Genomic DNA, 13,019 nt, shown 5'->3' with positions numbered 1-13,019 from the left:
GGGCATGGAGTCCTACACGATCGGTCAGGCGGCACGGCTGCTTGGCGTCAGCGTCGACACGGCGCGGCGCTGGGCGGATGCGGAACGGTTCCCCACCCGCAGGGAAGGCACGCGGCGGATGGTGGACGGGCCGGACCTGGCCGCGTTCTGCGTGGAGGCCGCGCAGGAGGCGGCCGACGGCGAGGAGGCCCCGTACACCTCGGCCCGCAACGCCTTCCCCGGGATCGTCACCGGCGTGAAGCTGGGGACGGTCACCGCGCAGGTGGAGATCCAGGCCGGCCCGCACCGCATCGTGTCGCTGCTGACGCGGGAGGCGGTGGAGGAGCTCGGGCTGGAGGTGGGCGCGCGGGCCACGGCGCGGGTGAAGTCGACGAGCGTGTTCGTCGACCGCACCTGACCGGTGGGCTGCGCCGCGACCGGGATGCGGAGGCCGGGCCGGCCCCTCGCGTGCGGGCCGTGCCGGGTGCCGCTGCGCGGAGCTGCTCCCCGCCCCGCCCTTCCACCGTTCCCCGGGCTCTGCCCGGACCTGGTCCTCAAACGCCGGACGGGCTGAAGTGCCCGCCCCGGGCCCGAAGAGCGGGTGGCGGCGCGGGCGGTGGCAGACTGGCCGCTGATCCGCCGAAGGGGAGTACGACGTTGTCCGTGTTCAGCAACCTGCGAAGGGCCGTGCGCCGCGGCTACCGGCGGGCCGTCGACCTCAGCCACCCCGCCCGCTCCCCGCTCGGCAGCGCGGTCGTCAACTGCGTGGTCTACCAGGACGGCGTACGGCAGGACGGCTGCGCGGAGGCCGAGGAGGCGCTGCGCCGGGTCCGCAAGACGGGCGAGGGCTTCGTCTGGATCGGCCTGCACGAGCCCTCGCAGGAGGAACTCGCCGGGCTCGCCCAGCTCTTCGGCCTGCACCCGCTCGCCGTGGCGGACGCGGTCAACGCGCACCAGCGCCCCAAGATCGAGCGCTACGACGACACCCTCTTCGCCGTCTTCAAGACGGTGCGGTACGTCGAGCACGAGGAGCTCACCGCGACCAGCGAGGTGGTGGAGACCGGCGAGCTGATGGCCTTCACCGGCGCCGATTTCGTCATCACCATCCGGCACGGCGGCCGAGGCACCCTCGGCCCGGTCCGCGAGGCCCTGGAGGCCGACCCGGAGCAGCTGGCCAAGGGCCCGGCGACGGTCCTGCACGCCATGGCCGACCACGTGGTCGACGACTACGTGGCCGTCACGGACGCCGTGCAGAACGACATCGACGCCGTGGAGACCGCGGTGTTCAGCGAGCACGGGGGCCGCGGCGACGCCGGCCGCATCTACCAGCTCAAGCGCGAACTCCTTGAGCTGCGCCGGGCGGTGGGCCCGCTGAGCCGGCCGCTCCAGCAGCTGGCCACGCAGCCGATACCGGTCATCCCGCCGGAGATCCGCGCCTACTTCCGGGACGTCGCCGACCACCTCACCCGGGCCACCGAGCAGATCGGCGCCTACGACAACCTCCTCGACTCCATCCTCCAGGCGCACCTCGCGCAGGTGACCGTCGCCCAGAACGAGGACATGCGCAAGATCACCGCATGGGCGGCGATCGTCGCCGTCCCGACGATGGTCTGCGGCGTCTACGGCATGAACTTCGACCACATGCCCGAGCTGCACTGGACCTACGGATATCCGGTCGTGCTCGCGGTCATGGCCGTCGCCTGCTTCGTCATCCACCGGGGTTTCCGCCGCAACGGCTGGCTCTGAATCCGGATGAGTCCGGCCGGGGCCGCCGGTTAGGGTCCGCCTGTCACTGATGATCACAGGGAACGGGCAGGTCGGACATGCAGCAGACAGCGGGGGAGTCCCACGGCGACGCGCTGGTCGGTGAGCGCGTACGGCTGGAGCCGCTCGGGCACCGGCACCACGACGGGCTGTGCGAGGCGGTCCGGGACGGGGAGCTGTGGGAGCTCCCGGTGACGATCGTCCCGCACCCGGACCAGGTGCCCGCCTTCATCGACGACGCCCTGGCGGCGCGCGAGGCGGGCACCCAGCTCCCGTACGCGACGGTGGACCTCGCGACCGGCCGGATCGCCGGGTCCACCCGGCTCATGGTGATCAACACGCAGTTCCGGCGCCTGGAGATCGGCTTCACCTTCCTCGGTACGTCCTGGCAGGGCACGGGGGTCAACGCCGAGGCCAAACTCCTCATGCTCACCCACGCCTTCGAGGCGATGGACATGAACCGGGTCGAGATCCTCACCGACGTGCGCAACGCCCGCTCCAGGGCGGCGATCGAGCGCCTCGGCGCGACGCACGAGGGGGTGCTGCGCCACCACATGCCGATGCGCGACGGCTGGATCCGCGACACCGCCGTCTACAGCATCATCCGCCCCGAATGGCCGGAGGTGAAGCGGGCGCTCGCCGCCCGGGTGCAGGGGTCTTGAGAAGCCGCAAAGGCTGGTAGTAAAGTTTCCTAACCAACCGGGAAGCCTCAACTACCCCACGGAGGCCTTGTGTTCACCCCCCACCGCAAGACGATGGTGATCGGCGCACTGCTCGGCAGTGCGCTGATCGCCGTACCGGTCGCCGCCCACGCCACCGCCCCGGGCTCCGCCCCGGCGGCCTCCGCGGCGGCCCCCGCCGCCACGGTGGCGGCGGCCGTCGGGCTCGACGATCCGGCGAAGAAGGAGATCGCCATGAAGATCGTCTCCAGCGCGGAGAACTCCTCGCTGGACTGGAGGGCCCAGTACAAGTACATAGAGGACATAGACGACGGCCGCGGCTACACGGCCGGGATCATCGGCTTCTGCTCCGGCACGGGCGACATGCTCGACCTCGTCGAGTACTACACCCAGGTCAAGCCGGACAACGTCCTCGCCAAGTACCTGCCCGCGCTGCGCAGGGTCGACGGCACCGACTCGCACTCGGGGCTCGACCCGAACTTCACCAAGGACTGGGCGAAGGCCGCCCAGGACACCGAGTTCAAGAAGGCCCAGGACCACGAGCGCGACCGGGTCTACTTCAACCCCGCGGTCAAGCAGGGCAAGGCCGACGGGGTCGGCGTGCTGGGCCAGTTCATCTACTACGACGCCATCGTGATGCACGGCGACGGCAGCGACTCCACCAGCTTCCGCAACATCCGCAAGCGCGCCCTGACCAAGGCCAAGCCCCCGTCGCAGGGCGGGGACGAGACCAAGTACCTGAACGCCTTCCTCGACGCCCGGGTGTGGGCGATGAAGCAGGAGGAGGCGCACAGCGACACCAGCCGCGTCGACACGGCCCAGCGGGTCTTCCTCAGGAAGGGCAATCTGAACCTGAACACCCCCCTCGACTGGAAGGTCTACGGGGACCCCTTCCACATCGGCTGACGAGGGAAGAGACCTTGACCGGGCAGTAACATCGGCATAAATTCTGCCCCGGCTTGCTCCAGCAGGACTGGCCCACCACCCGTCCTCTGGGGGGACTCGTGCACTACTACACCGACGTCCTGAAGAAGTACGTCGTCTTCTCCGGCCGTGCGCGACGGCAGGAGGTGTGGATGTTCATCCTGTGCAACTGGCTCGTCGAGGCGGTCGTCCTGACCGCGGACGTGCTCATCGGGCTGAACTTCATCCTCTACGGGGTCTACACCCTGGCGATCCTCCTGCCCGTCGTCGGCCTCGCGGTGCGCCGCCTGCACGACCAGGGCAAGTCCGGCTGGTGGTACCTCATCAACCTGATCCCGGTCATCGGCTGGATCTGGATGATCGTCCTGATGGCCACGGAGGGCGACCGCGAGACCAACGCGCACGGCCCCAGCCCGAAGGCGGCCTACGCCCACCTGTGAACCGCCGCGCGCCCGTGCACGCGTACCCGAGCGCCGCTCCCGACGGAACCCGTCGGAGGCGGCGCTCTCGCGTGACATGTGCGACACGCCTCACCGGGACGTTGGGGCAGGGGGCTGTCCAGACCGGCCCGATCACGAGATATCTTGATGTCGAGCAATGTTGCAGACGAGAGACGCAGACTGTGGAGCGGAGCAACCGGTGACTGACTCGACCATCATCTACACGCACACTGACGAGGCCCCGGCCCTCGCGACGTATTCCTTCCTGCCTGTGATCCAGGCCTACGCGTCGACTGCCGGTGTGAATGTCGAGACCCGTGACATCTCCCTGGCCGGTCGCATCATCGCCAGCTTCCCCGAGCACCTCGAAGAGGGGCAGCGCATCGCCGACGCCCTCGCCGAGCTCGGCGAGCTGGCGAAGACGCCGGAAGCCAACATCATCAAGCTGCCCAACGTCTCGGCCTCGATCCCGCAGCTGAAGGCCGCGATCGCCGAGCTCCAGGGCCAGGGCTACGCCCTCCCGGACTACCCGGACGACCCGAAGTCGGACGAGGAGCGCGAGATCCGCGCCCGCTACGACAAGATCAAGGGCAGCGCCGTCAACCCGGTCCTGCGCGAGGGCAACTCCGACCGCCGCGCGCCCGGCTCGGTCAAGAACTACGCCAAGACGCACCCGCACCGCATGGGCGCCTGGACCCCCGAGTCCAAGACGAACGTCGCGACCATGGGCGAGCACGACTTCCGCTCCACCGAGAAGTCCGCCGTGATCGCCGAGGCCGGCACCCTGCGCATCGAGTACGTGGACGCCGACGGCGCCACCACCGTGCTGCGCGACTCCGTACCGGTCCTGGCCGGCGAGGTCGTGGACGCGTCCGTCATGCACGTCGACGCGCTGCGCACCTTCCTCAACGACCAGATCGAGCGTGCCAAGGCCGAGGACGTCCTGTTCTCCGTGCACCTCAAGGCCACGATGATGAAGGTCTCCGACCCGATCGTCTTCGGCCACGTGGTCCGCGCCTTCTTCCCGAAGACCTTCGCCCGCTACGGCGAGACCCTCGCCGCCGCCGGCCTGTCGCCCAACGACGGCCTCGGCACCATCCTGAACGGCCTGGGCGCCCTGCCCGACGGCGACGCGATCAAGGCCTCCATCGACGCCGAGATCGCCGAGGGCCCGGCCCTCGCGATGGTCGACTCCGACAAGGGCATCACCAACCTGCACGTGCCGTCCGACGTCATCGTCGACGCCTCGATGCCGGCCATGATCCGCACCTCCGGCCACATGTGGGGCCCGGACGGCAACGAGGCCGACACCCTCGCCGTCCTCCCGGACAGCAGCTACGCGGGCGTCTACCAGGCCGTCATCGACGACTGCCGCGCGCACGGCGCGTTCGACCCGTCCACCATGGGCTCGGTGCCGAACGTCGGCCTGATGGCCCAGAAGGCCGAGGAGTACGGCAGCCACGACAAGACCTTCGAGATCGCCGCCGCGGGCACCGTCCGCCTCGTCGACGCCGCTGGCAACGTGGTCCTCGAGCAGGAGGTCGCCGCCGGCGACATCTTCCGCGCCTGCCAGACCAAGGACCTGCCGATCCAGGACTGGGTCAAGCTGGCCGTCACCCGCGCCCGCGCCACCGGCGTCCCGGCCGTCTTCTGGCTCGACGAGACCCGCGCCCACGACGCGCAGCTGATCGCCAAGGTCAAGACGTACCTGGCCGACCACGACACCGACGGCCTGGACATCAAGATCCTCTCCCCGGTCGAGGCCACCAAGTTCTCCCTGGAGCGCATCCGCCGCGGCGAGGACACCATCTCGGTGACCGGCAACGTGCTGCGCGACTACCTGACCGACCTCTTCCCGATCCTGGAGCTGGGCACCAGCGCCAAGATGCTGTCGGTCGTCCCCCTGATGGCGGGCGGCGGCCTCTTCGAGACCGGCGCCGGCGGCTCCGCCCCGAAGCACGTCCAGCAGCTGGTCAAGGAGAACTACCTGCGCTGGGACAGCCTCGGCGAGTTCTTCGCCCTGGCCGCGAGCTTCGAGCACCTCGCCACCACCACCGGCAACGCCCGCGCCCAGGTCCTGGCCGACACCCTGGACCGTGCGACCGGCACCTTCCTCAACGAGGACAAGTCGCCGAGCCGCAAGCTGGGCGGCATCGACAACCGCGGCAGCCACTTCTACCTCGCCCTGTACTGGGCGCAGGAGCTGTCCCGCCAGATCGACGACCCGAAGCTGGCCGCGGCCTTCGAGCCGCTCGCCAAGACCCTGGCCGAGCAGGAGCAGGCCATCGTCGGCGAGCTCATCGCGGTGCAGGGCTCCCCGGCGGACATCGGCGGCTACTACCAGCCCGACCCGGCCAAGGCCGCCGCGATCATGCGTCCGTCCGCGACCTTCAACGAGGCGCTGGCCCTCCTCGGCTGAGTCCGCGGAGCATGAGTGATCCGCCCCGGTCGGCCCTGCGCCGACCGGGGCGGACCCCTATGCGGGGTCGGCCACGACGCGGAAACCGATGTTCCCGGCCGAGCTGTCCGGGGTGTTGCGGGTCCGGGCCGCGACCCGGTAACGGTTGCAGTACGAGTCGTGGCACATGTGGGAGCCGCCGCGCATCGCCCGCTCCGGGCCGCCGGAGGGGGAGAACAGGTCGGCGGACCACTCCCACACGTTGCCGACCGCGTTGTACAGCCCGTACCCGTTGGGCCGGAAGGACTTGGCGGGAGCGGTGCCCGCGTACCCGTCGGCCCGGGTGTTGTGCACCGGGAAGCCACCGTTCCAGATGTTGCACATGTACCGCCCGCCGGGCCGCAGCTCGTCGCCCCACGGGTAGCGCTTCTGCTCCAGCCCGCCGCGCGCCGCGAACTCCCACTCCGCCTCGGTGGGCAGCCGCGTCCCGGACCAGGCGCAGTACGCCTGCGCGTCGTTCCAGGAGACGTGGACCACGGGGTGGTCCTGCCGCGCGGCGAAGGAGGAGCCCGGCCCCTCCGGGTGGCGCCAGTCCGCCCCGGAGACCGCCCGCCACCACGGGGTGCCGGCCACCGCCGGTGACACGGCGGAGAGTTCACCGCCGAGGAAGCCCGCGAAGACGAAGCTGAAGCCGAAGGACTCCGCCTCCGTGACATGGCCGGTGGCCTTCACGAACGAGGCGAACCGTGCGTTGGTGACGGTGGTCGGGGCGACACGGAACGCCCCGACCACCGCCTCCCGTACCGGGCCCTCGCCGTCCGCCGCGAACCCGTCCGGGTCTTCCGTCCCCATCAGGAACCTGCCGCCCGCGAGCGGGATGAGATCGCGGACGGCGCGCGCCGCGGCCGGATCGGCCGCCCGGACCGCTGCCCGCGGTGCCTCCGGCCGGGGGACCAGGGTCAGCAGGCCGGCGGACGGCTCGCGGCCGGGGGTGCAGCAGGGCTTGGGCGGCATGGGGTTCTCCAGAGCGGGGCGGTAGGGGGGTCAGGCCGTGCGGTCGGCGGCCAGCGCCGCGGCCAGGGCCGGTATGCCGAGGGCCTGTTCCTGCGCCGGGGTGGCCGCGGCCGCCGCCACCGCGGCGGCGCCGGCGAGGAAGCCGCGTCTGCCGACGGCGCCGGTCCGGGGCGTACCGATGTGCTCGCTCACGAGGGTCTCCTGTACGTGCGGGGGAGTCGACGTACGAACCGGGGGCTCCCGGCAGCGCTCGGAGCGCAACCGGAACCTGCAGGTCAGACCCTAGATTTCAGTTCCCCGCCACTCAATGACCGGCGTATGGCAGTGCGGTTCCATTGCCGTGCCGGGGATGTACCGGCGATGTGGCGGCGATGTGGCGCCGTCATGACGGCGACATGGCCGCGGACCCGGCGCGCCGTTCAGAGCCGGTGGACCCGTTCCCCGTCGAAGCCCAGCGGAGACCGGCCGGCGGCCAGGATCCGCAGCCCCGGGGCCACGGCGAGCAGGTCCCGCAGCCAGGCCAGCGCGTCCGGGGCGAGCTGCTCCGCACCGTCCACGACGAGCAGCATGTCCCGCTCCGCCAGCCCGGAGACGACGCTCGCCGTCCGCCCGCACGGCAGGAACGGCATGCCGGGTACGCCGCCCAGCTCGGCGGTCAGCTCGCGCACCCCGAGGGGTCCGCGGACCGGCTCGGCCACCACGACGGCGACCCCGTCGTAGAAGTTCGACGCGAGCCGCCGTGCGATCTCCCGCACCAGAACGCTCCGCGGCCCGCGGAACCCGCCGGCCACGGTCAGCACCCGCCCCCGCCGGACGGCGGAGAGCAGGCGGGACATCTCGGCGGATGTCGCAGGCAGTGTTCCGGACGGCGACCCTGAATCCCTCATCGGCACGATGCCCCCCATTGCATGCGTGACCAAGCGCGGCAACAGGGTTCTTTCGGGCCGCGTGACGACGATTATGCGCCAGTTGCGGCAGAAGGCCAGGGGAATGCCGTATTCCTGTGCCCGCCCCCGGGGCCGCCCGGTGCGGGCGGGCCCGCCGGGGGCCGGGGCCGGACCGGGCGCCTACGCGCGGCGGCGCAGGCCGAGGGCGACCAGGAGGGCGGCCGCCAGCACGATCGCCGCGTCGATCGCCAGGACCGTGCGCACCCCGCCGAACAGCGAGGTCTGCGTGGTGGCGAGCACCCCCAGCAGCGGGATGCCGATGGTCAGGCCGACCTGCTGGGTGGTGGTGACCAGGCCGGTCGCCAGGCCCTGTTCCGAGTCGGGCACCCCGCTCGTGACCACCAGGCCGTACGAGATGATCGCGCCGAGGTGGCACATGCTCGCCAGCGACACCAGCACGGTCGCGAGCAGGGCGCCCGAGGACGCGCCCGTGGTGAGCAGCGCGGCGGTGAACACGCCCTGGCCGACCAGGGAGACGGCCAGGGTCCGGCGGGCGCCGAAGCGGCCGATCACCCTGGGCGCGTACGAACCGGCGAGGACCGAGGCGATGCCCTGGACGCCGAAGACCAGGCCCGTGCGGAAGGCGGACAGTCCCAGCGTCTCCTGGAGGTAGAGGGTCAGCACGAAGACGACCGTGGACATCATCGAGAAGGTGACCAGACCGCCGAGGTTGCCCCAGGCGACCGTGCGCCGCTTCAGCATCGCCGGAGAGACCAGCGGGGCGGGGGACCGGTTCTCCACCGCCACGAACGCGGCGAGCAGCACCAGCCCGGCCAGCAGCGTACCCCGGACGTCGACGCCCCCGAAGCCGCGCTGGGCCGCCGTCGTCAGGGCGTAGATCAGCGCCAGCAGGGCGCCGGTGACGGTGACCGCTCCCGGCGTGTCCAGGCGCGGCCGCTCGGTCGTGCGCGACTCCCGCAGCAGCCCCGGGGCGAGGACCAGCACGGCCACGGCGGCGACCGCGAGCAGGCCCATCGTCGAGCGCCAGCCCAGGGTGTCGGTCAGGACGCCGCCGAGCACCATGCCGACGGTGAAGCCGAGGGACAGCAGCGTGCCGGAGATGCCCAGCGCCCGGTCGCGCAGCGGGCCCTCGGGGAAGGTGGTGGTGAGCAGGGACATGCCGGTCGGCACGATGACCGCCGCGCCCAGTCCCTGCAGCGCGCGCCCGGTCAGGAAGGAGGCCGGGTCCCAGGCGAGGGTGGCGAGCACGGAGGCCGCGCCGAAGACCGTGAGGCCGGTCAGGAACAGCTTCTTGCGGCCGTACAGGTCCGCGATCCGGCCGAAGAGGAGCAGGAAGCCGCCGGACGGCAGCGCGAACGCGGTGACCGCCCACTGGAGGCCGGACCGGCTCAGCCCGAGGTCCTTGCCGAGCACGGGGAGGGCCACGTTCAGTACGGAGAAGTCGAGCGCCACCATGAACTGGGCGGCGCACAGGACGAAGAGGACCAGCCCGGCGCGTCCGGTGAGCCGCCCGTCCTCGGGAGCCGCCGCGCGGGGCGGGTGGGTCGTGGGGTGTGTGTCTATCGCCATGGCCCCTACCCTCGTGGCGGGGGAATGCCCGTGGAGAGTGGGAACTTATCCTGTTGGCGGCACCACCAGGCAGCCGAACAGGGGGACTCCGTGGCCACACCGACCGAAGCGCACCGACGGACCGAGCTGCGCGGGTTCCTGATGAGCAGACGGGCCAGGATCAGCCCGGCCGAGGCGGGCCTGCCGGACGGCGGGGCCCGCCGCCGCACGCCGGGCCTGCGCCGCGAGGAGGTCGCCGTGCTCGCCGGCGTCGGGGTCTCCTGGTACCAGTGGCTGGAGCAGGGCCGCGACATCACGGTGTCCTCCCAGGTCCTTGACTCCGTGGGGCGGGTGCTGAAGCTGAGCAGTGCCGAGCGCCGGCACCTGTACGTACTGGCCGGGCTCAACCCGCCCGCCCTCGAAGTCGCCCCGGCCGACCGGGACATGTGCGACGGCTTGCAGCGGCTGATCGACGCGTGGATGCCGTTCCCCGCGCACATCATGGACGCGTACTGGAACACGGTGCTCTACAACGGCGCGGCCGCGCTGGTGCTCGGGATGCGCCCGGAGATCGTGCAGAACTGCCTGATCGCCTTCTTCACCGACCCCGTCTACCGGGCCCGTTCCGCGCACTGGGAGGAGAACGCCGTGTCGGTCGTGGCCCAGTTCAGGGCTGCCTGCTCGGAACGCCCGCACGACGAGGGGTTCCGGGCCGTCGTCGAGGAGGCGCGCGAACTCAGCCCGGAATTCGCGGAGTTGTGGGAGCGTAGGGACATCCGTCCCGCCGGGCAGACCAAGAAGGAGCTGGAACACCCGGTCGTCGGCACCCTGTACGTGGAGTCGACCCAGCTGCGCGTACCGGCCCGCCCCGACCTGGCCATCGTGCTGCACAACCCGCTGCCGGGCACGGACACCGCCGCGAAGCTGGAGTGGCTGACCTCGCCCGAAGGCCGGCGGGGCTCCATGTATCCCATAGCGGGCTGAGCGGACACACACGGGGTGTGCGGGGAGGCCGGAATGACGGAGCGTCGGCACACGGACGGCGGCGCGGACAGCAACGCGGACGGTACGGCGGGCGGCACCGCGGACCGGCGGGTCGGGCGCGCGGCGCACCGGGCCGGCCGGCGGACAGGCGGGGCCCGGCGGGCGGACGGGCCGGGCGGCCGCGGCGTGGACGGCGCCACCCGCCGGGCCCGGCGGAGCCATGACGCGGCCGCACCGCCCCTGCCGCACCGGCACCGGCGCCGCACCGGCTTCCGGGGCCGCCGGCCGCTGCTGCTCCTGGTCTGCGGGTTCCTCCTCGTCGGCGTCTGCGCCGCCACGGGCATCGCCTGGGACCCCTTCCCCCGCGGCTCCGCCGGGGAAGGCCCGGTGGCCGCCATCGGAACCCCCTGGTACGTCGGGCCCGCCGACGGCACGGCCGGGTCCCCCGGGCAGCCGGCCGGGAGCACGCCGCCCACCGGCGACGCGACCGCCACGACGGCCCCTCCGGCCGCCGCCCCCGGCAAGGGCCCCCTGCCCTTCGACCTGCCCGGCCCGGCCGCCCTGCGCTCCGGGGAAGCGGGCCGGAAGCTGGTCTTCGCGCACTACTTCACCCCGTACCCGCTCTCCCTCGACAACGAGAACGCCGACGAGGACTACTACACCCGCAACTACCTCGACCCGGCGGGCGAGAACGGCAAGCACGGGGCGTACGGCGGCCTGCTCCGCGACCGGCCGCTGCCCGTGCCGCCCCGGGGCGGCGACTGGGAGTACGCCAACCTCCAGCAGGAGGTCCGCACGGCGGGCGCCGCCGGCATCGACGGGTTCACCCTCGACCTGCTCTCCCTCTCCGGCAAGAACTGGGAACGCTGCAGCCGGCTGATGGCCGCCGCCCACGCGGTGGACCCCGGGTTCAAGATCATGCTGATGCCGGACATGACCTCGCTGGGGACCGACGACCCCGCCGTCCTGGCCGCGGCGATCGCCGAGCTGGGCGCGGCCCCCGCCGCCCACCGGCTCCCGGACGGCCGGCTCGTGGTGTCCCCCTTCAAGGCGGAGGCCAAGAGCGCCGCCTGGTGGAGCCGGACCCTGGAGCTGCTGCGCACCCGGCACGGCATCCGCACCGCCTTCGTCCCGCTCTTCCTCGACTTCGGCGCCCACAACGGGGACTTCGCCCCGATCAGCTACGGGTTCTCCGAGTGGGGCAGCCGCAGCTACGTCGGCCAGGAGAGCTCCACCCGGGACGTCCGGCGCGCCCACGACGCGGGCAAGATCTGGATGCAGCCGGTGTCGGTGCAGGACGCCCGCCCCAACCAGGGCATCTACGACGAGGCGGGCAACACCGCGACCCTGCGCGCCACGTGGACGCGGGCCATCGAGGACGGCGCGGACTGGGTGCAGCTCACCACCTGGAACGACTACTCCGAGGGCAGCCAGTTCGCGCCCTCCCTGCACAACGGGCACACCTATCTGGACCTGAGCTCGTACTACCTGACCAGGTTCAAGACCGGCGGCTGGCCGAAGATCGTCCGGGACACGCTCTACCTGACCGCCCGCACCCAGTTCGCGGGCGCCGACCCGACGGGCCCGCAATCGCTGCTGATGTCGCTGCGCAAGGGGAGCGCCGCACCCCGCAACACGGTGGAGGTGCTCAGCTTCCTCGCCGGGCCGGCGGTCGTCCGTACGGCCGTCGGATCCGCGAAGGACACCCACGAGGCCCCCGCCGGGCTCCACTCCGAACTGCTGCCCCTGAAGCCGGGCACCAGCTCGGCGCAGGTGGTGCGGGACGGCAAGCCGGGCGCGGAGGTGGAGCTGCCGTACCCGGCGGGCGGCACGGCCCGGGTGCAGGACCTCCAGTACTACGGGGCGACCAGCGGGCGGAACGACTAGCGCGTCCCGGGGGCGGCGAACTCCGGCTGGTCCAGCAGGCGCAGCCAGCTTCCGTCGGGCTGGCGCCGTACGACCTGGGCGCGGGCGCCGGCGCCGTCCCGCGGCGGGGTCGAGGTGAGCGCGATGCCGTCGGCGAGGAGGGTCGGCAGCGGGGCCTCCCGGGCGAAGACGGGGCGGTGGGCCAGGACCTTCGCCCACAGGGCGCGGATCGCCTCCCGGCCCACCGTGCGCTCGCCGGCCGGATAGGCCATCACCGCGTCCTCCTCGTAGAGCGCGGCCACCCCCGCGGCGTCCCCGGCGTTGGAGCGCTCGACGAACAGGCGGGTGATGTCCTCGGGGCGCATGGCCTTCTCGTAGGACCCGTACGGCTCTCGCGTCGCGTGCGCCTCGTGCGCCTTGCGCGGCTCGTACGCCTCGTGCGTCTCGTTCACGGCTTCCTCCGGTCGTCGTCCTCGGCTCGTGTCTCCAGGATCGTCCGGCGTGGATCAGAAGT

General features: G+C 72.1%; 13 protein-coding genes. 8 read left to right on the top strand and 5 right to left on the bottom strand.

Annotation, left to right across the window (positions count from 1 at the left end; all coding sequences use genetic code 11):
• Positions 1-4: 4 nt before the first annotated feature.
• The 6 genes from ACIGFK_RS02185 to ACIGFK_RS02160 all read left to right on the top strand — a co-directional run bounded on the left by ACIGFK_RS02185 (position 5) and on the right by ACIGFK_RS02160 (position 6,206).
• Entirely contained in the window at positions 5-397 is a 393-nt protein-coding gene (locus tag ACIGFK_RS02185) for a molybdopterin-binding protein (RefSeq protein WP_376658601.1), read from the top strand.
• 239 nt (positions 398-636) lie between these two features.
• Positions 637-1,725, top strand: coding sequence for a magnesium/cobalt transporter CorA (gene corA / locus ACIGFK_RS02180; RefSeq protein WP_376658600.1), 1,089 nt, complete (start codon positions 637-639; stop codon positions 1,723-1,725).
• 77 nt (positions 1,726-1,802) lie between these two features.
• On the top strand, positions 1,803-2,405 hold the full coding sequence (locus ACIGFK_RS02175; protein ID WP_386463164.1) for a GNAT family N-acetyltransferase: 603 nt from the start codon (positions 1,803-1,805) through the stop codon (positions 2,403-2,405).
• 93 nt (positions 2,406-2,498) lie between these two features.
• Positions 2,499-3,329, top strand: coding sequence for a chitosanase (locus ACIGFK_RS02170; protein WP_376658626.1), 831 nt, complete (start codon positions 2,499-2,501; stop codon positions 3,327-3,329).
• A 53-nt stretch (positions 3,330-3,382) separates the two neighbouring features.
• Positions 3,383-3,787 (top strand): DUF805 domain-containing protein, encoded by a 405-nt coding sequence (locus ACIGFK_RS02165; RefSeq protein WP_376658598.1) that lies wholly within the window; start codon positions 3,383-3,385, stop codon positions 3,785-3,787.
• 199 nt (positions 3,788-3,986) lie between these two features.
• A complete protein-coding gene (locus ACIGFK_RS02160) occupies positions 3,987-6,206 on the top strand; it encodes an NADP-dependent isocitrate dehydrogenase (RefSeq protein ID WP_376658597.1) in 2,220 nt (739 codons plus the stop codon).
• Positions 6,207-6,263: 57 nt separating this feature from the next.
• Here ACIGFK_RS02160 and ACIGFK_RS02155 read toward each other — a convergent pair whose 3' ends face one another.
• The 4 genes from ACIGFK_RS02155 to ACIGFK_RS02140 form a co-directional block, all read right to left on the bottom strand.
• Entirely contained in the window at positions 6,264-7,199 is a 936-nt protein-coding gene (locus ACIGFK_RS02155; RefSeq protein ID WP_376662288.1) for a formylglycine-generating enzyme family protein, read from the bottom strand.
• Positions 7,200-7,229: 30 nt separating this feature from the next.
• Complete coding sequence (locus ACIGFK_RS02150; protein WP_376662287.1) at positions 7,230-7,391, bottom strand: hypothetical protein; 162 nt, start codon at positions 7,389-7,391, stop codon at positions 7,230-7,232.
• 227 nt (positions 7,392-7,618) lie between these two features.
• On the bottom strand, positions 7,619-8,035 hold the full coding sequence (locus tag ACIGFK_RS02145; protein WP_376662286.1) for a hypothetical protein: 417 nt from the start codon (positions 8,033-8,035) through the stop codon (positions 7,619-7,621).
• A gap of 231 nt (positions 8,036-8,266) precedes the next feature.
• Positions 8,267-9,676 carry an MFS transporter gene (locus tag ACIGFK_RS02140; RefSeq protein WP_376662285.1) on the bottom strand — a complete coding sequence of 470 codons (1,410 nt, stop codon included), beginning with the start codon at positions 9,674-9,676 and terminating at the stop codon, positions 8,267-8,269.
• Between the two features lie 141 nt (positions 9,677-9,817).
• Here ACIGFK_RS02140 and ACIGFK_RS02135 point away from each other — a divergent pair, with 141 nt between their 5' ends.
• Both ACIGFK_RS02135 and ACIGFK_RS02130 read left to right on the top strand, forming a co-directional pair.
• The gene (locus tag ACIGFK_RS02135) at positions 9,818-10,639 is read left to right on the top strand and encodes a helix-turn-helix transcriptional regulator (RefSeq protein ID WP_400050222.1); all 822 of its coding nucleotides are present in this window, start codon (positions 9,818-9,820) and stop codon (positions 10,637-10,639) included.
• Positions 10,640-10,672: 33 nt separating this feature from the next.
• Positions 10,673-12,526 carry a glycoside hydrolase family 71 protein gene (locus tag ACIGFK_RS02130; RefSeq protein WP_400050163.1) on the top strand — a complete coding sequence of 618 codons (1,854 nt, stop codon included), beginning with the start codon at positions 10,673-10,675 and terminating at the stop codon, positions 12,524-12,526.
• On the opposite strand, the gene ACIGFK_RS02125 is transcribed toward ACIGFK_RS02130, so the two are convergent.
• Positions 12,523-12,870, bottom strand: a complete 348-nt coding sequence (locus ACIGFK_RS02125; protein ID WP_386463507.1) for a YybH family protein — start codon at positions 12,868-12,870, stop codon at positions 12,523-12,525. The genes ACIGFK_RS02130 and ACIGFK_RS02125 overlap by 4 nt on opposite strands.
• Positions 12,871-13,019: the final 149 nt, after the last annotated feature.

This window comes from Streptomyces sp. NPDC085524 (assembly GCF_044541755.1).
Taxonomy (GTDB): domain Bacteria; phylum Actinomycetota; class Actinomycetes; order Streptomycetales; family Streptomycetaceae; genus Streptomyces.
Note: the sequence above shows the minus strand (reverse complement) of the source record. Positions and strands in the feature narration are given on the sequence as shown.

What these genes read in the sequence shown, in the direction of transcription:
- ACIGFK_RS02175 (WP_386463164.1), top strand. Translation starts at nt 1,803, where the DNA reads ATGCAGCAGACAGCGGGGGAGTCCCACGGCGACGCGCTGGTCGGTGAG.
- ACIGFK_RS02155 (WP_376662288.1), bottom strand. Translation starts at nt 7,199, where the DNA reads ATGCCGCCCAAGCCCTGCTGCACCCCCGGCCGCGAGCCGTCCGCCGGC.
- ACIGFK_RS02170 (WP_376658626.1), top strand. Translation starts at nt 2,499, where the DNA reads ATGGTGATCGGCGCACTGCTCGGCAGTGCGCTGATCGCCGTACCGGTC.
- ACIGFK_RS02145 (WP_376662286.1), bottom strand. Translation starts at nt 8,035, where the DNA reads ATGTCCCGCCTGCTCTCCGCCGTCCGGCGGGGGCGGGTGCTGACCGTG.
- ACIGFK_RS02130 (WP_400050163.1), top strand. Translation starts at nt 10,673, where the DNA reads ATGACGGAGCGTCGGCACACGGACGGCGGCGCGGACAGCAACGCGGAC.
- ACIGFK_RS02135 (WP_400050222.1), top strand. Translation starts at nt 9,818, where the DNA reads ATGAGCAGACGGGCCAGGATCAGCCCGGCCGAGGCGGGCCTGCCGGAC.
- ACIGFK_RS02125 (WP_386463507.1), bottom strand. Translation starts at nt 12,870, where the DNA reads ATGCGCCCCGAGGACATCACCCGCCTGTTCGTCGAGCGCTCCAACGCC.
- ACIGFK_RS02185 (WP_376658601.1), top strand. Translation starts at nt 5, where the DNA reads ATGGAGTCCTACACGATCGGTCAGGCGGCACGGCTGCTTGGCGTCAGC.
- ACIGFK_RS02140 (WP_376662285.1), bottom strand. Translation starts at nt 9,676, where the DNA reads ATGGCGATAGACACACACCCCACGACCCACCCGCCCCGCGCGGCGGCT.